Source organism: Thalassospira sp. ABD4_177, assembly GCF_056160125.1.
The window spans coordinates 366,433-387,356 of the sequence record NZ_JBSWWO010000003.1; the positions used below are offsets into that span (position 1 = coordinate 366,433).

18 protein-coding genes are annotated in these 20,924 nt (G+C 52.2%); 12 read left to right on the plus strand and 6 right to left on the minus strand.

Annotated features, from left to right (window positions below):
- Positions 1–5: 5 nt before the first annotated feature.
- A complete protein-coding gene (locus ACXAF0_RS17655; protein WP_475347143.1) occupies positions 6–1,424 on the minus strand; it encodes a glycosyl transferase family protein in 1,419 nt (472 codons plus the stop codon).
- A 225-nt stretch (positions 1,425–1,649) separates the two neighbouring features.
- Here ACXAF0_RS17655 and ACXAF0_RS17660 point away from each other — a divergent pair, with 225 nt between their 5' ends.
- The 4 genes from ACXAF0_RS17660 (at position 1,650) to ACXAF0_RS17675 (ending at position 5,321) form a co-directional block, all read left to right on the plus strand.
- Positions 1,650–2,582: a siderophore ABC transporter substrate-binding protein gene (locus tag ACXAF0_RS17660; RefSeq protein ID WP_475347144.1), complete on the plus strand. Its 933-nt coding sequence runs from the start codon at positions 1,650–1,652 to the stop codon at positions 2,580–2,582.
- 69 nt (positions 2,583–2,651) lie between these two features.
- Positions 2,652–3,581 carry an ABC transporter permease gene (locus ACXAF0_RS17665; protein ID WP_475347196.1) on the plus strand — a complete coding sequence of 310 codons (930 nt, stop codon included), beginning with the start codon at positions 2,652–2,654 and terminating at the stop codon, positions 3,579–3,581.
- 97 nt (positions 3,582–3,678) lie between these two features.
- On the plus strand, positions 3,679–4,563 hold the full coding sequence (locus ACXAF0_RS17670; RefSeq protein WP_475347197.1) for an iron chelate uptake ABC transporter family permease subunit: 885 nt from the start codon (positions 3,679–3,681) through the stop codon (positions 4,561–4,563).
- Positions 4,564–4,604: 41 nt separating this feature from the next.
- Positions 4,605–5,321 carry an iron ABC transporter ATP-binding protein gene (locus ACXAF0_RS17675; RefSeq protein WP_475347145.1) on the plus strand — a complete coding sequence of 239 codons (717 nt, stop codon included), beginning with the start codon at positions 4,605–4,607 and terminating at the stop codon, positions 5,319–5,321.
- Positions 5,322–5,566: 245 nt separating this feature from the next.
- Here the strand turns inward: ACXAF0_RS17675 and ACXAF0_RS17680 are convergent, their stop codons facing one another.
- Together ACXAF0_RS17680 and ACXAF0_RS17685 are read right to left on the minus strand one after the other, a co-directional pair.
- Positions 5,567–6,916 carry a four-carbon acid sugar kinase family protein gene (locus ACXAF0_RS17680; RefSeq protein ID WP_475347146.1) on the minus strand — a complete coding sequence of 450 codons (1,350 nt, stop codon included), beginning with the start codon at positions 6,914–6,916 and terminating at the stop codon, positions 5,567–5,569.
- 2 nt (positions 6,917–6,918) lie between these two features.
- Positions 6,919–8,166, minus strand: a complete 1,248-nt coding sequence (locus ACXAF0_RS17685) for a ribulose-bisphosphate carboxylase large subunit family protein (RefSeq protein ID WP_475347147.1) — start codon at positions 8,164–8,166, stop codon at positions 6,919–6,921.
- Between the two features lie 131 nt (positions 8,167–8,297).
- On the opposite strand from ACXAF0_RS17685, the gene ACXAF0_RS17690 reads away from it, so the two are divergent.
- The 8 genes from ACXAF0_RS17690 (at position 8,298) to ACXAF0_RS17725 (ending at position 17,278) form a co-directional block, all read left to right on the plus strand.
- Positions 8,298–9,122 (plus strand): phosphogluconate dehydrogenase C-terminal domain-containing protein, encoded by an 825-nt coding sequence (locus tag ACXAF0_RS17690; protein WP_475347148.1) that lies wholly within the window; start codon positions 8,298–8,300, stop codon positions 9,120–9,122.
- A 78-nt stretch (positions 9,123–9,200) separates the two neighbouring features.
- Positions 9,201–10,145, plus strand: a complete 945-nt coding sequence (locus ACXAF0_RS17695) for a D-ribose ABC transporter substrate-binding protein (RefSeq protein ID WP_033068282.1) — start codon at positions 9,201–9,203, stop codon at positions 10,143–10,145.
- A gap of 49 nt (positions 10,146–10,194) precedes the next feature.
- Entirely contained in the window at positions 10,195–10,935 is a 741-nt protein-coding gene (locus ACXAF0_RS17700; protein ID WP_475347149.1) for a DUF2291 family protein, read from the plus strand.
- A complete protein-coding gene (locus tag ACXAF0_RS17705) occupies positions 10,928–12,502 on the plus strand; it encodes a sugar ABC transporter ATP-binding protein (protein ID WP_475347150.1) in 1,575 nt (524 codons plus the stop codon). The genes ACXAF0_RS17700 and ACXAF0_RS17705 overlap by 8 nt, the downstream gene beginning before the upstream one ends.
- Positions 12,499–13,575, plus strand: a complete 1,077-nt coding sequence (locus ACXAF0_RS17710; RefSeq protein WP_033068280.1) for an ABC transporter permease — start codon at positions 12,499–12,501, stop codon at positions 13,573–13,575. Before ACXAF0_RS17705 ends, ACXAF0_RS17710 begins: the two co-directional genes overlap by 4 nt.
- 6 nt (positions 13,576–13,581) lie before the next feature.
- Entirely contained in the window at positions 13,582–14,607 is a 1,026-nt protein-coding gene (locus ACXAF0_RS17715) for a Gfo/Idh/MocA family protein (RefSeq protein ID WP_475347151.1), read from the plus strand.
- 36 nt (positions 14,608–14,643) lie between these two features.
- Entirely contained in the window at positions 14,644–16,485 is a 1,842-nt protein-coding gene (gene apnL / locus ACXAF0_RS17720; protein WP_475347152.1) for a D-apionate lactonase, read from the plus strand.
- Positions 16,439–17,278 (plus strand): transcriptional regulator NanR, encoded by an 840-nt coding sequence (locus tag ACXAF0_RS17725; protein WP_475347198.1) that lies wholly within the window; start codon positions 16,439–16,441, stop codon positions 17,276–17,278. Before apnL ends, ACXAF0_RS17725 begins: the two co-directional genes overlap by 47 nt.
- Positions 17,279–17,636: 358 nt before the next feature.
- Here ACXAF0_RS17725 and xylB read toward each other — a convergent pair whose 3' ends face one another.
- The 3 genes from xylB to ACXAF0_RS17740 all read right to left on the minus strand — a co-directional run bounded on the left by xylB (position 17,637) and on the right by ACXAF0_RS17740 (position 20,916).
- Positions 17,637–19,088 (minus strand): xylulokinase, encoded by a 1,452-nt coding sequence (gene xylB / locus ACXAF0_RS17730; RefSeq protein ID WP_475347153.1) that lies wholly within the window; start codon positions 19,086–19,088, stop codon positions 17,637–17,639.
- A 67-nt stretch (positions 19,089–19,155) separates the two neighbouring features.
- The gene (locus ACXAF0_RS17735; RefSeq protein ID WP_475347154.1) at positions 19,156–19,845 is read right to left on the minus strand and encodes an HAD family hydrolase; all 690 of its coding nucleotides are present in this window, start codon (positions 19,843–19,845) and stop codon (positions 19,156–19,158) included.
- 9 nt (positions 19,846–19,854) lie between these two features.
- Positions 19,855–20,916 (minus strand): ABC transporter ATP-binding protein, encoded by a 1,062-nt coding sequence (locus tag ACXAF0_RS17740; protein WP_475347155.1) that lies wholly within the window; start codon positions 20,914–20,916, stop codon positions 19,855–19,857.
- Positions 20,917–20,924 lie beyond the last annotated feature (8 nt).

Below are 20,924 nucleotides of genomic sequence, written 5' to 3' on the forward strand. Positions count from 1 at the left end.
AGTGCCTATTTGGACATTGCCCGATTGCGATCTCGCCATAAGAGCTGGGCATGGGACAGCGCAGTTTCAAATGACATGTCTGAATTCTGTGGCAAGCTGATCAGGGCCGCTGCAGCTGTATATGTGATGATATTTTCCGCCATTTCATCTGTTGCGGACCCGGTCCAGACAGCTTGCCAATGTTCGCGCTGCGTAAAGATGTGTCTTGGTGGCGCATCAGCGATCATGCGATTTCCCGGTGCGATGGTGTCAAGCGATTGTCCGTTACAGATGCGGTAAAGCGGCGTTGTCTTTTGAGGCGCGATTTGCGCAAAATCTCTAACAGAGCCGACAATTGTCGCGTTTTGGTATTTCAACAGATGTGCAACGTCCCGGTAAAGATCACGCTTTGAAAGCTGAGCGGCCCCCAAGATAACGGATTTTGCATTCAGGGGATTTACCAGATGGCTAATATAATGAACCGGCAACCGGGTTTCGACCAGATGGTAAATATCCAGCAATGCTTGCATTTGCGGTGAAATCGCACCCAGCGGCGCATATGCGATGTTTGAGGTGTTGAGAACCTCGCTGGCGTTTTCAAGCGTTGTGCATACCGGAATGGCGCAGTCGTTCATTGCCAGTTCTAGCTTTCCGCTATGTGAACCGTTGCCAAAATAGCCATGCAACAGAATTTTGTGACCTGCTTCTGCCAAAAGCCGCGCGGAGTGGATAAACCATGGTGCATGTCGCCAGTTGGCCGAGATATATGCCGGCCAATCAAGATCCGGCTGGATGCCAACCGGCGCGTTCGATATGATGTTTTCGCGCACGGCCTCAATAAATCCGGCCAATTCTGGTGCCGTGATGCCGCGATGCTGAATGGTCATCAACAGCGCGCCGATCTGAATTTCATGGGCATGGCCATTCAGGATAGTATCGAAACAGTCTTTGGCTTCGCGTTGCGTGAGTGGCCGGCTTTTTCCCGGGCCAGGGCAGGTGACGGCAATGTATTTTGCCAGACGCTTGGCAGGGGATGCGCGGTGATCAATCTCTGAGATTTTTCTCGAGAGGGTTTCGGGCGTCGGCGATACATCAAGTTTTGGTTCGCGGCTTGAAGCCAGTGGTGGCATCGGCAAAACCGTGGGGTGTTGCCATTCATTTTCCTCTGCTGCGGATGAGGTCTGATTGCGATCTGCTGTGGGAAAAAGCACCTCTGAAGCTTCGTACGCCAAGGCTCTGACGCGCAGGCGAAGCGATTCTGCAAGTGGCGTAGGGCGCATCCCTTGACCGGTGCGAATAAACAGCTCGTCATCATAAATCTTGCGCAATTCCGACAGGATGCGGCTCATAGCCGAAGTCTGGATGCCAACGTCTTCTGCGGCTTGTGTGACGCTGCCAACTCGTAAAAGAGCATCAAATGCAATCAACAAACGGGTCTTTTGCATCAGAGTGCTGTTTTTTTCGCTTTTTTGATGCTGATTTGCATTCTCAGCTGTTGCGGTGTGGCTGTTTTTCGGTAGTTTAGGCTGCAATTTTCAATGGTCACAATTTGGAATTATTAAAAAATTGTTCGGTTGAACAATCAAGGCAGAGGCAGGTAACTGAATAAGAAACTTGTTTCAGCAGATGCCAAGTTGATGATGCGAGTCTGGCAGATAAGGTGATTTGACATGAATCTTCGGTCTATTGTAAGCATTTTTTGCGGATTACTCCTAGTCGCATTTTCTGCGGCCGGTGCGCCTGCCTATGCCGATGGGGCGGTGGTCACGGTTGCTCATGCCCAAGGTGAGAGTGACGTTCCATTGACACCGCGAACTGTGCTGACCTTTGATTTGTCTGCACTTGATACGCTGAATGTTCTTGAAGAGCCTGTGGACGGAATACCGGAAATCGCGCTGCCTGAAATATTGGCGCAATTTGGGGATTTACCAAAAATCGGGTCTATGTTCGAACCTGATTTCGAGGCGATTAACGCCATGGAACCTGACCTGATCATCATTTCGGGCCGTGCAGCGCCAAAATTTGCCGAACTTTCCACAATGGCACCAACAATCGATTTGACTGTGCGTCAAGATCATTTTCTTGAAGATGTCTTTCGCAATATCCGGGTTCTGGGCACCGTCTTTGATAAATCGGAAAAAGCGACCGCCAAAATTGAAGGTTTGAAAGAATCCATGGCCTCTTTGCAGGCTTTGTCCGCAAAGGCGGGTAACGGATTGCTGATCATGACCAACGGCGCACGTATGAGCACATATGGCCCGAATTCAAGGTTCGGAATACTGTTTAAAGAATTTGGCGTCGTTCCCGCGGACGAGAATATTAAAGCCGGGAATCATGGGCAGCCGGTATCGTTTGAATATATTCTGGAAACCGATCCGGACTGGTTGTTCGTCATTGATCGCGATTCTGCCATCGGCCAATCAGGCGCTGCTGCAGAGGCTTTGCTGGATAATGACCTGATCCATCAAACGAGAGCGTGGAAAAAAGACCAGATTGTCTATCTCGACTCTGCATCCTGGTATCTTGTCAATGCGGGGATCGAGTCACTTCACCGCAATATCAAACAGTTGGCTCAGCGTTTTGTTGCTGTTTCCGGCAGTTAACAAAGGTCGCTGATTTTGGCTGGTACGGTTTCCCGGAAGAAAATCTACGTCATTGCGTGTGTGGCGGTGGTGGCTTTGGCTGTCGCCAGCTTGTTTGTTGGTGTTGCCAACATCTCGCTGATCGATTTCCTTGATGGCACGGTTAGTCAAACCGATTGGCTGGTTCTTCAAACATCGCGAATTCCAAGAACCCTGGCGCTTGTCTTTGCCGGGACAAGTATGGCTGTCGCTGGGGCAATCATGCAGATGCTGGCACGTAACAAGTTTGTTGAACCGGCGACAACCGGCACTGTCGAAGCAGCAGCGCTGGGGATGCTGGTGGTGTTATTGTTTGCGCCTGATTTACCGGTTGTCGGAAAGATGCTGGTGGCGGGCGTATTTGCCCTTGCGGGCACCGGGTTGTTTTTGTGGTTGCTGACCAAAATACCATTGCGTTCCGTGGTCATCGTTCCGTTGATCGGAATGATGTTGGGCGGGGTGATCAGTTCCTTTGCGGCATTCATCGCCTACCGGTTTGATATGATGCAGGCCATGAATGTCTGGACTAGTGGCGATTTTTCGACAGTCTTGAGGGGAAGGTACGAAGTGCTCTGGCTGGCCTTTGGGCTGGCGATCATCGCCTATCGCGGGGCAGATAAATTGACGATGGCCGGTTTGGGACAGGAATTCTCGGTCAGTCTTGGATTGGATTATCGCAAGGTCATGACATTCGGATTGGTGATTATCTCGCTTGTCACGGCATCTGTGGTCGTATCGGCAGGTATGATTCCGTTTGTCGGTCTGATCGTGCCCAATCTGGTCAGCATTGCATTTGGCGATAATCTGAAGAAGACGCTGCCCTGGATCGCCTTGTTTGGCGCGGCAATTGTTTTGGTGTGCGATATTGTTGGACGGCTGATCATCGAGCCATTTGAAGTGCCGGTTGGTGCCGTTCTTGGTGTGATCGGAAGCCTGTTCTTCCTGTATCTGGTTTTGGGCAGAAACGCATATGCCAGATAATGTGATGTCGCGAACCGAAACCGTCAGGCGCCGACTTGGCCCGAACAGAGTATTGATGATCTTGCTTTGTTTGGCGTTGTTGTCCGCAATTGGCTTTATGACGATTGGGGCGCGTGGCAATTGGGGGTTCATTCTTGAATTTCGGGGAACCAAGCTTCTGGCGCTTTTGCTTGTTGCCTATGCCGTGTCGGTTTCAACCGTTTTGTTTCAAACAGTAACCAACAACCGAATTCTGACGCCTTCGATTATGGGAATTGATGCGCTTTATGTGCTTTTGCAAACCGTTTTGATTTTTGTCTTTGGGGCGCAGGCGATATCGGCGCTGGATCCGCAAATCAAATTCCTGATCGAGGCAGTCTGTCTGACTGTTTTTGCGTTGATCCTTTATCGCTTTCTGTTCTTTGGTGTTTTTCGGGATGTGCACCTTCTTTTACTGAGCGGTTTGTTCTTCGGGCTTTTGTTCCGCAGTGTTTCAGGGCTGTTGCAGCGGATTATCGACCCGAATGATTTCGTCGTTTTGCAAGATAGCCTGTTTGCAAGCTTCAATAGTGTCGACAAATCTCTTTTGGGGGTGTCGGTTGCTGTGATTATTTTGGTAAGCGCCATCGGGGCCAAGATATTCAGCCGCTTTGACGTCATGCTGTTGGGGCGCGACAGCGCGATTTCACTTGGCGTCAATCACTCTCGCACTGCAGTTATTATCCTGGCGCTTGCATCTGTTCTGGTGGCTGTGTCGACCGCCTTGGTTGGGCCGGTAACCTTCTTTGGGTTGCTGGTTGCAAATCTGGCTTACATCGTGCTGCCAGGGGCCAAGCACAAACATACTCTGCCGGGTGCCGTTTTGATCGCCTTTATTTGCTTGTCGTCCGGGCAATTGGTGCTTGAGAAGCTGTTTGATTTCAACACAGCATTGGCAATCTTGATCGAGTTTGCAGGCGGATTGTTCTTTATCGGGCTTATTTTGCGTAGAGGTGTTCGGTGATTAATGTACGCAATGCGACCAAGTCGTATGATGGAACCCTTGTGGTTGATGATGTGACACTTGGTTTAAAGCGGAACGGGCTGACATCAATCATTGGCCCAAATGGTGCGGGAAAATCCACATTGCTGTCCATGATTGCCAGACTGGTAAACATGGATAGTGGCGAAATTACAGTAGATGGTTTGAACATCGCGACCGCCGATAGCCTTGAATTGGCAAAACGCTTGGCCGTGCTGCGTCAGGATAACCATATAACTGCGCGACTTACAGTGCGTGATTTGGTTGCCTTTGGCAGGTACCCCCACAGTAAGGGCCGCACGAATGAGAATGATCTGGAGTATGTCAATCGTGCGCTGACCTATCTTGGTTTGACTGATCTGTCGGGCCGTTTTCTTGACCAGCTATCGGGTGGGCAGCGGCAGCGTGCTTTTGTCGCAATGACGTTGTGTCAGGATACAGACTACATGCTGTTTGACGAACCGTTGAACAATCTTGATATCCATCATGCAGTTTCAATGATGAAACTGTTCCGGCAGGCCGCACGTGATTTTGGCAAGACGGTTGTTGTCGTTATTCACGATATCAATTTTGCATCATGTTATTCAGATCATATTATCGCGATGAAGGATGGCAAGGTGGCCGAGCAGGGATCGCCGGATCAGATCATTGATGCTGGTATTCTTGCCGACATTTATAATACGCCGTTTCAGGTCCAAAATATTAACGGGCAAATGATCGCAACCTATTACGGCGTATAGATCCGGGACCGGTATCGGTATCCTCTCTAATTCTCAGATTTTTTTGCATCACTGTGCCCGCGCCAAGCGGGCAAAACGATTGCCGATGTGATGCGTCGGGTTGGTTCGTTGCATGGGATGACAGATTTGCAAAGGCAATAATAATCATATTGTAATATGATTTATTGATCTGGCCATCTTCAATCATCAGACTTTTATTGTTGGTGGGGGTGATGAGGGTTGCTAGGGAGAACTCTGCCCATGCTCTAGATAGTGAGTTTGCCATCCCGCAAAGAAATGAAATAGTCGTCCTTACCGATTTGACCGCCCTTGAGGGCGATTTCCAGATGGTTTCCATCCTGGCGAAAAGCATTGCACAAAGGCGATCCCGGTGTTTGCGGTATCGGATGACGCAGCGTTAAGGCGTAGATGTTCATTTCGCTTAGAGCCAGGCTAGACGTATCACCGCCTGCAATAATGGCGCGTTCCAACTGATGTTCGCGGATCAATCTGTCAAGCAGGGCCCCAAGATGGCGCCCGGCGACGTCCGCAGAAGCGGTTTGAACATTGGTGACAGTTTCAGGGCCGCGGGCTGTATAAATGATCGGGCTTTTGCCATTCTTTAGGTGTTTCGAGGCAGAAGTTGCGGCTTGTTCAAGGGCAAGCTCGGTTCCTTGCCCGGAAACCAAGGCATGATAGTCAATCGGGACGCCGGCAAAATTCTCTGACAGGGCCATTTCGATCTGATTTGCCGTTGTCGAAGAGCAACTTCCCGAGACAACGGCAATACGGTCGAGTTTTTTGGGGCGGGAAATTTGCGGTGCCGGTCCAATGAGGCCAGCCTGCTGCCATGCCCGCAGTAAAGCATACTCAACGCCTGATGATCCAACTGCGAACGGGCCCAGTGATTTACGAAAAACATGCAGAAACGCACCAGCGGTCGCCTGACTTTGATCATCGTAGACATCAAGAAGAAGACATTGTTGTTCCGGGAGTGTGTTTTTCGTCCCGTGTTCGTCAGACGCCTCACCAAGCAGGGTCTTCATTTGATCCGCAGTTACGCAGGTTGATGACAACGAGCTCTGTCGGCCCAGATGGACCAGCAGGTCAGATTCCGTCATCGGTGTTGCGGGGTGCTGGCTCATGACCGGGTGACGGTCAATGCGATAGGTCTGGTCGCGATATGCGGCAAACAGATGTCCAAAGAAGGTGTATCGGCGAAGCTGGGGGGCGCCGACAATCAACGGAACTTGCTTTTGGTCAAACACGGTTCTGCCGATTTCTATGGCACGTCCGATTGATCCCTGATGGGGGGCACTGTCGAAAGTGGAGCATGTTTTGTAATGGCAGTGTTTTGCGTTCAGACGCCGCAACCAGCGGAAAATATCAGGAAGATTGTCATCCATCCATTCGGGAGGCTGGCTTCGGCTGATCCCCGCCAGACCAACGGCGCTGCAGTTTTTAAACTGTTCAATGTGATGTGCTTCGGGGATGCGGGTAAACAAAACGGTTTCAATACCGTTTGCAGACAGTGCCTCCATAACGTCGGTGGAGCCGGTAAAGTCATCCCCGTAAAAGGAGAGAAACAGATCCTGAGCAAATGAAATGTTGGACATGATCAATTTTTCCGGAAAGTCGAAAGCGCAAGGCGGAGTTCTTGATGGTCTTTGGCAAATTCATCAACAGGGATGCCTTGAACTGCGGCCGCAGCGGCCTGCTGAATGCTTGCGACGCCACCTGCAACACCGCCGGGATGGCCGATGATCCCACCACCTGCGCAATAGATGAAATCAGTGTGACCAAGTGCGGCGATGGTCTGTTCCATTTGCACTGCAGTCTGGCCAGATGAGAAAACCGGCATTGCGTGATACGTTTGATTGGGGGTCACATTTTCACCAAGCGCGCGGGCTGATTCCATGACCGTCTCGTCACTTTCAGTGAATTTGTTGGCGATCCCGTTGACATGCAGATGATCAGCGCCAGCCAACCGCCAGAATTTTTGCCAGGCTCGAAACGAAATACCGATGTCCGGAGATCTTGAGAAAAGACCCCACCCGTTGCGATGACAATGCAGGGGAAGCGCGGCGTGCGCGCGAATGGCGCTTAGCCCGGCCAATCCGATCGAAAACAGGCTGACCATGATACATGTACCGCCCAGTTCGTGTACCAGATCGGCATTGCGTTTCATCTCGTCGACCTCGCCTGTGATGTTAAAGGCATACATCGGCTTCTTGCCGGTACGGTCGGCATAGTCATTGATGACCCGCATGACCTTCCGGGCGCGTTCGGGGAACGGGCAGTGTGGGCCATTTCCCTGCAATTCATCATCCTTGATGAAATCGATTCCACCTTCGATCAATTGAAGGACAAGTTGTGCGGTTTCATCTGGTGACAGGCCGACACTGGGTTTGATGATGGTGCCGATCATCGGGCGGTTGGAAACACCGGCAAGATCAAGAGTGCCCTTACGCCCGAATGCAGGGCCGGTATAGGCCTGCGAAAATGCATCCGGGAATTCGACGTCAATCAAACGCAATGCCGATACATCTGCCAGTTCGAACAAATTGCCTGCGACTGTCGCAAGCACATTGGTAAGCGATGTGCCCATATTGTCCAAAGGCCAGGACAGCGTGATAACCCCGCGTGAATAATGCGATCCTTGCGTTCGGGTGGGCAGGGATGGTGAGGCTGATTGCAACCGTTCCTCGATGAGTTCAACCCGGGCACCGGATCGTTGGCGCAATGCGTCTGTTTCCCCGGCAAGTTTCAAAAAAGTTCCCGATGATTGTTCGCCAGCAATGACTTTGGCGGCGTGCTCAAGGCTTTTGGGGCTTTCAACCTCGTACTGGGCGCGCAGTCTTTCCATTGGTGTAGTCCTCCTGACGGTCAATCTTCTTTGAATTGAGATCATAATTATCATCTCATCATACCAGTTGACAATATGATGAATGTCGGTAATTCTCGTTTCAACAAACAAAAACACCAACAGGAGGAAGCATGAAGATCGCGTTGATCGGCGCCGGTGGCAAAATGGGGGTTCGGCTTTCGGCCAATCTCAGGGGCTCGCGCTTTGATGTTGCACATGTCGAAATCACGGAAGCCGGGCAGGCCCGCCTCAAGGATGCGGTTGGTGTCAGCTGTGTTGCGCTAGATGATGCTTTGGCCGGTGCACGTGCCGTTATTCTTGCTGTTCCAGATACAGCGATTAAGGCCGTTTCACATGGCCTGATCGACAAGGTTGCACCTGGCACCATGATCATTGCACTTGATGCGGCTGCACCCTTTGCGGGCCATTTCCCAAAGCGCGATGATGTGACCTATTTCGTTACACATCCTTGTCATCCGCCAATTTTCAATGAAGAAACAGACATGGCCGCCAAGCGCGACTATTTCGGTGGTGTTGCGGCAAGACAGGCTATTGTCAGCGCCTTGATGCAGGGGTCCGAAGAGGACTTTGCGCTTGGCGAAGAGATTGCAAAGGTAATTTTCCAGCCGATTCTCAGGTCTCATCGCGTGTCAGTTGATGAAATGGCCCTGCTGGAGCCCGGGTTGTCCGAAACGGTTTGTGCTACCTTGCTGGTTGTCATGAAAGAGGCGCTTGATGAGGTCGTGCGCCGGGGCGTCAATGAGCAGGCAGCACGTGACTTCCTTTTGGGGCATCTTAATATTCTTGGTGCTGTTGTTATGGGCGAAATACAGGGTGAATTCTCTGATGCGTGTAACAAGGCGATCAATAACGGAAAGCCACGCTTGATGCGTGATGACTGGATCGGGGTATTCGAACCGGACGAAATCAAAGAAAGTATCCGTCGGATCACCTGATAAGGCGCGACAACAGAACTTCGAAACAGAAGCATGTCGCATGGTGACTATAAACTTTATGTATCTAGGGAGGTACAAATGGCGTTTACGCGTAGAGCACTTTTTGCGGGCGTGGCAATGGTGATGGGTTTGGCTACTGCCATGCCGATGTCAGCATCCGCAGCAGACTTGATTGCGATTATTACCCCGTCTCACGACAACCCCTTCTTTAAAGCAGAAGCTGAAGGTGCAAAACAGCGGGCCGAGGAACTGGGTTATGATACCCTTGTTCTGGTGCATGATGATGATCCAAACAAGCAAAACCAGCTTTACGATACGGCAATAGCCCGCGGTGCAAAGGCGATCATTCTTGATAACGCCGGTGCAGAAGCAACGGTCGCACCGGTGCGTCGTGCGAAAGAAGCCGGTATCCCGTCTTTCCTTATTGATCGCGAGATCAAGGAATCGGGGATTGCTGTGTCGCAGATTGTCTCGAACAACTATCAGGGTGCTCAGCTTGGTGCGGAGGAATTCGTTCGCCAGATGGGTGAAGAAGGCAAATACGCCGAACTTCTTGGACGTGAAGCCGATACCAATGCCGGTATTCGTTCTTCGGGCTATCACGATATCATTGACCAATATCCTGACATGGAAATGGTGGCCCAGCAGTCTGCCAACTGGAGCCAGACCGAAGCCTATGAAAAGATGGAAACCATCCTTCAGGCCAACCCGGATATCAAAGGTGTGATTTCAGGAAATGACACCATGGCGATGGGCGCTATTGCAGCGCTTCAGGCAGCCGGTCGCAATGATGTGATTGTTGTCGGGTTCGACGGCAGCAATGACGTTCGTGATTCCATTCTTGAAGGTGGTATCAAGGCGACGGTTCTGCAGCCTGCTTACCGTCAGGCACAGATTGCGGTCGAGCAAGCCGACCAGTATCTGAAAACCGGCTCAACCGGCCATGATGAAAAGCAGTTGATGGATTGTGTCCTGATCACTGCTGACAACGCCAAGCAGTTGGAAACCTTCGCACTTAAGTAAGTGAGCAACCACGACAGTATATGTCGTCGGTCGCGATCTTTTGTGCCGGATGGGCGGGGCGCAGCTTGGGCTGCGTTCCCCGCTTACCGCAGAGATTGAGTTGTGCAATCTTCTGAAGGAGGCCAGCTTGAAGCGCGTTGGGCCAATGATAAAATTGCTTCTGCTTTTGCCTTTGGTGTTCTCGGTTGAGGCATGCCAACTGGTAAAGAACGATGCAGAAAATGATAATAAGGCAACTGTTTCAGGTTCGTCTTATGGAGATATGCCTGCCCTGGTAGAAGGGATTTGGGAAGATCGGGTTGTCCCGCATCTTAAGAGTTCGGGTGCTGATTTCGCTGACATTTCGGCAGCGCTTGGGGATGACCTCGATGCCGCCGGTAACTCTTTTGGATATCGTCCATCCAGCGAGGGCAGCCCGTGGAACTTCGCCACCCGGATTGAGGGTGAAATCGTCGCGGCAAAAACAGACACGCGGGCAGCGACCGCAGATGTTGATATCGATGGGGATGGGCGTGCAGACGCCGTCATACAGCTTGGCCCGGTCATCCGTGGTACTACGTTGCGTGATGTTTTGCCATTCTTCGATTTTACGTCCTTTACCGATCAGATTGAGTTTGCGCAATTGTCGCGTGCATTGAATACCAAGGCCTTTGACACTGTTTTGAAAGATCTGTCGCGTGAGGGCCTGGTCGGTAAATCTGTTGCTGCTACCGGCGCATTTACAATGCGAAAACCCGACGACACCGTTCTGATTACCCCGGTTGAAATCGAGGTGGCCGGAAATGAATGATCTTTCATATAACGAAGAACATCAAATCGGACTGACGGTGCGGGGGGCAACGAAAGTTTATCCGGGAACGTTGGCCCTGAATGAAGTCGACTTTGATGTCAGGCTGGGGGCTGTGAATGTCCTTGTCGGTGAAAACGGTGCCGGGAAATCGACCCTTATGAAGGTCATCGCCGGGGTTGAACAATTAACGTCCGGCGAGATTGCGGTGGATGGCAAACGGGTTCAGTTTGCCGATACCCGTGCTGCCGCGGCGCATGGCATCGGCATCGTTTTTCAGGAACTTAATCTGTTCCCGAACATGACGGTGGCCGACAACATCTTCATTGCGCGGGAAAAAACACGCGGAGGTGTCGACATAGACAGCCGCAACCAGCAGGCAGAAGCCGCAAGCTTGATGAAACGGCTGGAACACGACATTTCCCCCGATGCACTTGTGGGCGAATTAAGTATCGGCGAACAGCAGATTGTCGAAATTGCCAAGGCCCTCGCACAGGATGCACGCATTCTGATTATGGATGAGCCAACATCGGCCCTGAGTGCTGCTGAAGTGGAAATTCTTTTCCGTGTGATCAAGGATCTTAAAAAGTCTGGTGTGGGAATCATTTACATTTCCCATCGGCTCGAAGAGCTTATCCGGATTGGGGATTACATCACGGTGTTGCGTGACGGCTGCATTACCGGGTCGCGTTCGATGGCGGGGGTGGAGGTCAGCTGGATTGTGCGCAACATGATCGGTGCTGCGTCCAAGGATTTCTCAAAATCACTGACCCATCAACTTGGTGCAGAAGTATTCCGGGCCGAAGACATATGCCTGCCAAGCAAGAATGGCGGGTTTGTTGTTGATCGCGTTTCTGTTTCCCTGAAGGCTGGCGAGATTGTTGGCATTTATGGATTGATGGGGGCAGGGCGGTCTGAATTTTTCGAATGCATCATGGCCCAGCATCCGATGTGCACCGGAAAGTTCTATGTTGATGGAAAGCCCCTTGATGAAACCAGCGTGGCGGGGCGAATAGAGCGCGGAATTGCCTTGATCCCGGAGGACCGAAAAGGTGCGGGACTGGTTCAAATCTTGCCGATCCGTGAAAACATGTCGCTGTCCAGCCTGATGAAATTTACCAAACGCGGGTACCTGAGCATCAAGAAAGAGCGTAAGGCCGTCGCAGATATGGTGCGCGACTTGTTTATCAAGGTTGCAAGTGTCGAAAATCCGGTCAGCTCATTGTCAGGTGGCAACCAGCAAAAGGTCGTCATCGGCAAAGCCCTGATGACCAACCCCAAATTACTGCTGATGGATGAACCAAGTCGCGGCATTGATATCGGGGCAAAGGGCGAAGTCTTTCAAGAAATGCGCAAGCTTGCCGCGGATGGTCTGGGGATATTGTTTGTGACCTCTGACCTTGAAGAGGTGATGTCTCTTTCTGACAGAATTCTGGTGATGTCAAAGGGGCGGGTGATCAAGGAATTTACCCAGCAAGAAGCGACCGAAGAACAGATCATTGCCGCATCTGCAGTCGGTCACACAACAACAAGCCAGAAAACGGCTGAGAACAGGGAGTTGCAGATATGACATCTATCGCATCGGCCGGAACGGCGTCAGGAAACAGCAATCAGACTTGGCTTTTGCTTCTGTTGAAGCTGCGCACATTTATAGCACTTATTCTTGTGTTTGCGTTTTTTGCGTTTGCAGCCCCGAATTTCCTAAGTGCGGCCAATTTTGTCATCATGTCAAAACATGTGGCCTTGAACGCGTTCCTTGCGATTGGGATGACCTTTGTCATCATTACCGGGGGCATTGACCTTTCGGTTGGTTCAATTGTAGGGCTCTGCGGCATGGTTGCAGGGTGGCTGATCCTGAACGGTGTTGATCTTGGAATCGGGTACACGCTCTATTTCAATATCTTTGAAATCTTTGCGATCACGCTTTTTGTTGGCGTGCTTTTCGGGGCGATAAACGGTGCCTTGATCACCAAGCTTAATGTTGCGCCATTCATCGCGACCCTTGGAACGCTATATGTCGCAAGGGGGCTTGCCTTGTTGTCCTCTGACGGGGCGACATTCCCGAATTTGGTCGGTAACCCGGAATTTGGGTCCAACGGGCTGAGTGTCCTGGGGTCGGGGGCATTTATGGGCATCCCGGTATCAATCTGGATTTTGATCGCGGTTGGATGCGGTGCTGCCTATATCGCTGGTCGAACTCCGCTTGGTCGTCACATCTATGCGGTTGGGGGGAATGAACACGCAGCCGCACTGTCGGGCGTGAAGGTCAACCGTGTCAAAATGTTCGTCTATATGTTTTCCGGGTTCTGTGCGGCAATTGTCGGGTTGGTGATTTCATCCCAGCTTGTCGCATCCCATCCGGCAACCGGCGAGACATTCGAATTAAACGCAATTGCTGCGGCGGTTCTTGGCGGGACATCAATGTCCGGGGGACGGGGGCGTATTGCCGGAACCATCATCGGTGCCTTTGTGATCGGTATTCTTTCTGACGGTTTGGTCATGATGGGGGTTAGTTCGTTCTGGCAAACCGTGATCAAGGGGCTGGTAATTATTGCCGCCGTGGTCGTCGATCAGGCACAGCAGCGTCTGCAGGCGAAAGTCGCCTTGCAGCAGCAGGCCGCATTGAGCAAACAGGAAGGATAAGTCTGTATGTTAAAAGGTGCTTTAATTGGATGCGGGTTCTTTGCACAAAATCATTTGTGCGCCTGGCGTGACATTGATGGTGTTAACATTACCGCACTGTGTGATCGCGATGAACAACGCCTGAGCGAAACCGCGAAACGGTTTGGTATCGAAAACACTTATACCGACGCACAAGAGATGTTTACCAACGAAGAGTTGGATTTTGTCGATATCGCGACGACAGTAGAAACACATTTGCCATTGGTTGAGATGGCGGCACAAGCTGGCGTTCATATCATTTGCCAGAAGCCTTTTGCCTCGTCGATGGATGATGCGGCCAAAATGGTTTCAATGGCCGATAAGTCCGGTGTCACCTTGATGGTGCATGAAAACTTCCGCTGGCAGTCAGCAATTCGTGCCGTCAAAACGCATATCGACGAGGGGGGCATCGGAGACGTTTTTTGGGGACGTGTCAGTTTCCGGTCTGCCTATGATGTTTATTCCGGGCAGCCATATCTTGCGACGGATGAAAAATTCATCATTCAGGATCTTGGGATCCATATTCTGGATATTGCCCGGTTCCTGTTCGGGGATGTTGGTTCAATCTCTGCCAGGACAAAACGCGTTAATCCCAATATTCGCGCCGAAGATGTTGCAACCATGATGCTGGATCATGACAACGGCATCACGAGTATTGTTGATTGCAGCTATGCCACAAGCCTGCCGGTCGAAAATTTTCCTGAAACCCTGATTGAGGTTGATGGCAGCAAAGGGAGTTTGCGCCTGAATTCTGGGTATCAGCTGATGTGTCACAACCATGATGGCACACGGCACATCGACGTCGCGCCGCCACTTTTGCACTGGGCAGAAAAGCCATGGCACAACATTCAGGAAAGCGTTTTCAATATCGAGCAACACTTTGTTGATTGTCTGCGCGATAACCGGCAGCCAGAAACCTCAGGGCATGACAATCTGAAAACACTGGCGCTTGTTTATGGTGCCTATCAGTCGGCGGATAATGGCCTGCAGGTGGTCAAGGTCGGAAATGGATGATCATCTTTTACCAGGTTACCCAAAGGTTATGAATTGATGAGCAACGTCAGCAAAGCAAGTCCAGTCAGGACCCTCAAAGCAGGGCCGCTGCAAGTGCGCTTTGAACATGGCAACCTGAGATATGTCCGCTATCACGGGACAGAGATATTACGGGCGATTTCCTATGTTGTACGAGACCGGGACTGGGGAACACTTTCGCCTGTTTTGTCCGATATTGCCATTGACGAAACCCCCGGAAATTTTTCCATTTCCTATGTTGCGACGTGTAACAACAATGGTGTTGCACTTGCGTTGAAAGCGGTAATCAGCGGGACTGCGGACGGCGTGCTTCGTTTCACCGTTGATGCAACGCCCGATGGTGGTTTTGAAACCAATCGATGCGGCTTTAATGTGCTTCATCCGATTGAGGGCGTTGCCGGGCAGCCTGTCAGGGTTGAGCATTGCGATGGGGATATCGAAGATACCATTTTTCCCGATCTGATTGAGCCGTGGCAGCCCTTCAAATCCATCCGCGGATTAACGCATTATTCCGAGGCGGGGTTGACGGCAACCTGTCGTTTTTTGGGTGACGAATTTGAAATGGAGGATCAGCGGAACTGGTCTGATGCCTCTTTTAAAACCTATGTTCGACCGATTGAACTTCCTTGGCCCTATCTTTTGGACGGTGGGAAAACAAACACGCAATCCATAGAGCTTTCAATCGAAGGCAGCACGGCCCGATCAGCAGAAGGACTGCCCCCAAGGAAAGGCAAGGCAGAGGATACGGCGATCCATGTGATCCCGGAAATTGGTTCGGGGAACGTTTTCCCGAAAACAGGCTTGGTGGTAACGCCCGAAGAGGCAAATCAACCTCTTGGGTGTCTGGATGTTTTGAGAAAGGTCAGCCCGCAGGTTCTGCTGTGTCATTACGATCGGACTGTTGGGCATGTCGGGCAGGATTTATCGTCATTTGCGGCTCTTCAAAAGCAATTTGATGCGCAATATGAACTTGAATATGTGGTCGTCTGTGATGGCAATCTTGATCAGGAATTCAGGGTGCTAAAAGACGATCTGGCGCATGCTGGTTTCAAGCCGGACAGTTTGCTGGTGTGCCCATCGGTCGATCGTCAATCAACGCCGCCAGGAAGTGGATGGCCAGATTGCCCACCTCTTGCCGATATCTATCACGCAGCCCGAAAGGCCTTTCCCGACATTTCGTTGGGCGGGGGAATGTTTAGCTACTTTACGGAACTTAACCGAAAGCGGCCGCCAGTAGAGATGCTTGATTTCGTCACCCATGCGACCAATCCCATTGTCCATGCGGCAGATGACGAGAGTGTCATGGAAACGCTGGAAACCTTACCGCATATTTTCCGGTCCGCTCGCGCCATTCTTGGTTCGGGTAAAGAGTATCGTTTGGGGCCGACCACCATTGCCATGCGCCAGAACCCTTATGGTTCACGCACATTTCCCAATCCGAATGGAGATCAGGTTTGCATGACCCATGACGATCCCCGTCACCGGGAACAGTTTGGGGCGGCTTGGGCAATTGGCTATGGAATGCAGGTTTCTGCAACCGATATTAGCCGTTGGGTGCCTGCCGGGGTGCTTGGTGCGCGCGGCATTGTTGATGCTGAAAGTTCAGATCTCTTGCCAATCGGCGAGGCCATAAAGGCGTTTTCAAAAATGGCAGGGAAACCGGTTTTGCCTTGCCGTGTCGATGATCCAAAACAGGTTGCGGCTGTTGCCGTAAAGGATGGAGCCCTTGTCAGGGTTCTGATGGCCAACCTCGCCAAGCAATCAGTCGATGTGGAGATCGGTGGTTTGGCGGAGTGCCACGCGCTTGGCGCTTATGGAATGCAGCAACTCGAATTACCTTGCTCCGAGGTTCTCAATTGATTGGAGATACGCTAGAAGTTTGCACAACAAGATTAACTTCAGAATGGCACGGAACCACATTCGTATGAATAGTTGGGCAGATAAAGGCGACGATAAGAAAATCGTCCGACGCAAACTTTCAGATCAGGTGCTTGAACGCCTGCGCGAGATGATTGTGCGCGGCGAATTGGGGCCAGGTGATCTGATGCCGTCGGAGCGCACCTTGATGGAGCGTTTCGGTGTCGGCCGACCGGCAGTTCGCGAGGCCATGCAATCCATGCATACTTTGGGTCTGATCAATATTTCCCACGGTGAACGTGCCCGTGTGAGTGAGCTTTCCGCAGACCTTATGTTCCGGCAGATGGATATGGTCGCGCGCATGTTGCTTTCAGCATCGCCTGACAATCTTGAACATCTCAAGGAAGCACGTCGCCTGTTTGAGGTGGGAATGGTCCGGATTGCGGCGCAGAATGCGACGGCGGATGACGTTGAAGAGCTAAAAGGTTTGATTGAAACACAGCGCGAAAAACTTGGTGATGCGGCGGCCTTCATCAAGGGCGATATGGCCTTTCACATCAAGGTATCGAGCATTTCGGGCAACCCGATTTTTCAAGCCGTCAGTGAAGCAATGCTGAACTGGGTTTTCAATTACCACACCGACTTGCTGATCTGGTCAGGTCAGGAAGATGTTACCCTCCGAGAACACAGCGAAATTGTGAAGTGTATTGAAAAGCATGACTCCGAACAGGCCGCCCGGGAAATGCAATCACACTTGAATCGCTCCAATGACCTTTATCGTCATCGGGAAGGCTGAATAGCATCACATCAGTTCGCAAGACGTGTGTCTCGGTGTGACCGGATTTGAATGTCGGACAACGATCGTTCAAGGTGCAGCAGCATGTTTGAAAAAAATGTCATCTTTTCTGTCAATTCCGCAGTTTTTTGTCAGCTTATATGTTAATCCATGTCAACTTATCTGGCAATCGGAAGTGCTAAGGAATTGATTTAGAAGAAAGCTTAATGTCATCTTTTGTGGCACCTGACATTTATGCCGCCTAAGCCCGACGCATATATTCGTCGGTGCAGATGTTTGTTTGTCATAATTCGGGGATATGGAGCAATAGTTGGTACTTGTGCTCAATATATCGAATCGCAAACAATTTGGATGCCGTCTACTGCGAGGCCTTAATGGTCGGATAGGCAGCGCGGAAGCCTTGATAGGCGTCTTCGAAAGCCGGGCGGAGGGCCTGGTTGGGTTCGATGGTTTCGCGGACTTCCGGGATGGTCATGATGGTATCTGTTGCCACATCCGTGGCCGCGGTCATGCCAAGGCGTGCAGCACCGAGGGCCGCGCCGAACTCGCCGCTTTTAGGAAGCGACAACGGGACGCCAAGGGCAGTTGCGATCAGTTCGATCCAGTAGCGCGACGCCGAACCGCCACCAATTGCAATTAGCTGATTAAGCTTGGCATCGGTTGCGACAAGCGCCTCGAAACTGTCGCGCAGGCCAAAGGCAACGCCTTCAAGCACGGCACGGGTCAGGTCCGCACGGCTGGTGTCGGTTGCAAGGCCGGTGAAGCTGCCGCGGATTTCCGCATCATTGTGCGGGGTGCGCTCGCCCGACAGGTAGGGCAGAAAACGCACGGAACCCGGTTTTTGTAATGTGCCATCCAGTTCTGTGGCCAGCTCAACCGGTTTTTGGCCGGTGATGCGGGCCAGCCAGTTGAGACTGTCAGTAGCCGAGAGCATAACGCCCATCTGATACCAGCGCCCGGGAATGGCGTGGCAGAAGGTATGAAGCGCTGTTTCGGGGGCGGGGTGATAACCGTCACGCGTTGAAAGCAACACACCCGATGTGCCGAGTGAAACAAAGCCCTGGCCTTCATTCTGCGCGCCGATGCCACAAGCCGCAGCCGCATTGTCACCAGCGCCGCCGGCAACCGAGACCGGGCCATTCAGGCCCCACTTGTCAAGAAGGGCGGGACGCAGACGACCAGCTTCCTCAGTACCCTCGACCAGACGCGGCATCTGATCGGCGCGCATGTTGCCGGCCTCAAGCAAGGTGTCAGACCAGCTGCGATTGCCAACATCAAGCCACGAGGTGCCCGCACTGTCAGACATGTCCGCGACATAGTCGCCGGTCAGATAGAAATTCAGATAGGCCGCAGGCAGCAGCACCTTGGCGGTTTTGGCAAAAACATCCGGTTCGTGCGCGCGGACCCATTCGAGCTTGGGGGCGGTGAAGCCCGGGAAAACGATATTGCCGGAAATGGCGCGTACCTGATCCTTGGCGTCCAGTCGGGCGGCCTCGGCGTGGGAGCGCGTGTCGTTCCACAGGATGCAGGGGCGAAGCGGGCGACCAGCGTCATCAAGAAGGGTTGCGCCATGCATGTGGCCTGCAACACCGATGCCACGCAGGGCCGAGAATTGCGCATATTGGTCACGCAGCTCAGAAATGGCTTCTTCAAGGGCGGCAATCCAGTCCGCCGGGTTCTGTTCCGACCAGCCCGGATGCGGGTGCGCCGCGTGATAGGCGCGTTCGGTCGCACCGATCGGTTGGCCATCTTCATCGACCAGAAGTAAACGAACGCCCGAGGTTCCAAGGTCAATACCAAGAAAAGTCATTCCAAAGCCTTTGTTGCGGACATCGAAGCCAGTTACGCGATATCTGTGGCGATGTCATAGCACGACATTACTTAAGGTTGTGCAGAATTTCGTCTCCAATTTCCTGAAGACTTTCAAAGATTTCCGCGGCCCCTGCATCAAGCAATACCTGCCCCTGCTCGGCACGGATGTCATGCAGGTGTGTGCCGCCAACAAAACCAAGGGCCATCATCCCGGCCGCCCGCGCCCCTTTGACACCGTGCGGGGAATCTTCAATCACCACGCAGTTCTCAGGCGGGACAGAGATACCCTCGGCCGCCAGCAGGAACAAGTCGGGGGCGGGCTTACCATTGGTGACCTGATCGGCGCTGAATGCCGTCCCGGTGAAATGCACGGCAAGGCCCGAGATATCAAGCGTTGCCCCCATCCGCCGCAGCGAGCTTCCGGTTGCCAGAGCGGTTTTCACCCCGGCATCCGTCAGGCGCCGCAACAGGTTTTCGGCATCGGGAATTTGGCGCAGCCGGGTTTTGTATTCCTCCAACAGCCGGTCTTCGACCCGTTGGGTGAAATCATCCGGGCAGGCTTTGCCAAGCCGGTCTGACACATGCTTGCAGATGTCCTGGATCGAGACACCAAGGAATCGGTCACGCACGTAATTGATGGTGACGTCATCAATCCCCAGACAGTTCATCTCGGTGGCGATGACTTCCAATGACAGTGGTTCGCTGTCGACCAAGCAACCATCTAGGTCAAAAATGACGGCGGCAGGTACATCCATGATCAGCCCCTAGATCCGTTGTTCGGTATCGCGATCGAACAGATGCACATTGGCCGGGTCAATCACATAAAAAAGCTCGGATCCCGGGCGGGCCGCGATACGTTGTTTGACCAGTGCATCAATCAGATCGCCGTTGGATTTAGCGACAATCTGGGTTTCCGAACCGGTCGGTTCGACGACCACAACCTTCATCGCAATGCCGGTGTCCCCGATATCGATATGTTCCGGGCGAATGCCATAGGTCACACCCTGACCAACTTCGGCGGTGGTGTCAGGGATCGGCAGGACCAGTCCGTTATCGGATTCAAAATGCTTCTTGCCGTCAGCCTCGCCAATCTTGCCATGGACAAAGTTCATCGATGGTGATCCGATGAAGCCCGCTACAAAGACGTTGGTCGGGAAGTCATAGAGATCAAGCGGTGTGCCGATCTGTTCAACCCGGCCATCGCGCATGACAACGATCTTGTCAGCCATGGTCATGGCTTCGATCTGATCGTGGGTGACATAGACGATGGTTGTGCCAAGGCGCTGATGGAGTTCCTTGATCTCCACACGCATGGTTACGCGCAGTTTGGCATCAAGGTTTGAAAGCGGCTCATCAAACAGGAAGACCTGCGGATCACGGACAATGGCGCGGCCCATGGCAACACGCTGGCGCTGACCGCCGGAAAGCTGTTTGGGATAACGGTCAAGAAGGTGGGCAAGGTCAAGGATCTCAGCCGCGTTGGTGACTTTTTCCTTTATCTCGCTTTCGGGATGTTTGGCCATTTGGAGCGGGAAGCCGATATTTTCATACACCGTTTTGTGCGGATAAAGCGCGTAGCTTTGGAATACCATCGCGATATCACGATCCTTGGGGATGACATCGTTTACAACGCGCCCGCCGATCGAAATGGTGCCGTCGGTGATTTCTTCAAGCCCGGCCAGCATCCGAAGCAGGGTTGATTTGCCGCAGCCTGAAGGGCCGACCAGAACAACAAATTCGCCGTCCTTGATATCGACATCGACACCATGCATGACCTGAACATTGGCGTAGCGTTTGATTACGTTTTCTATTTTTACATCGGCCATAAGGCTTC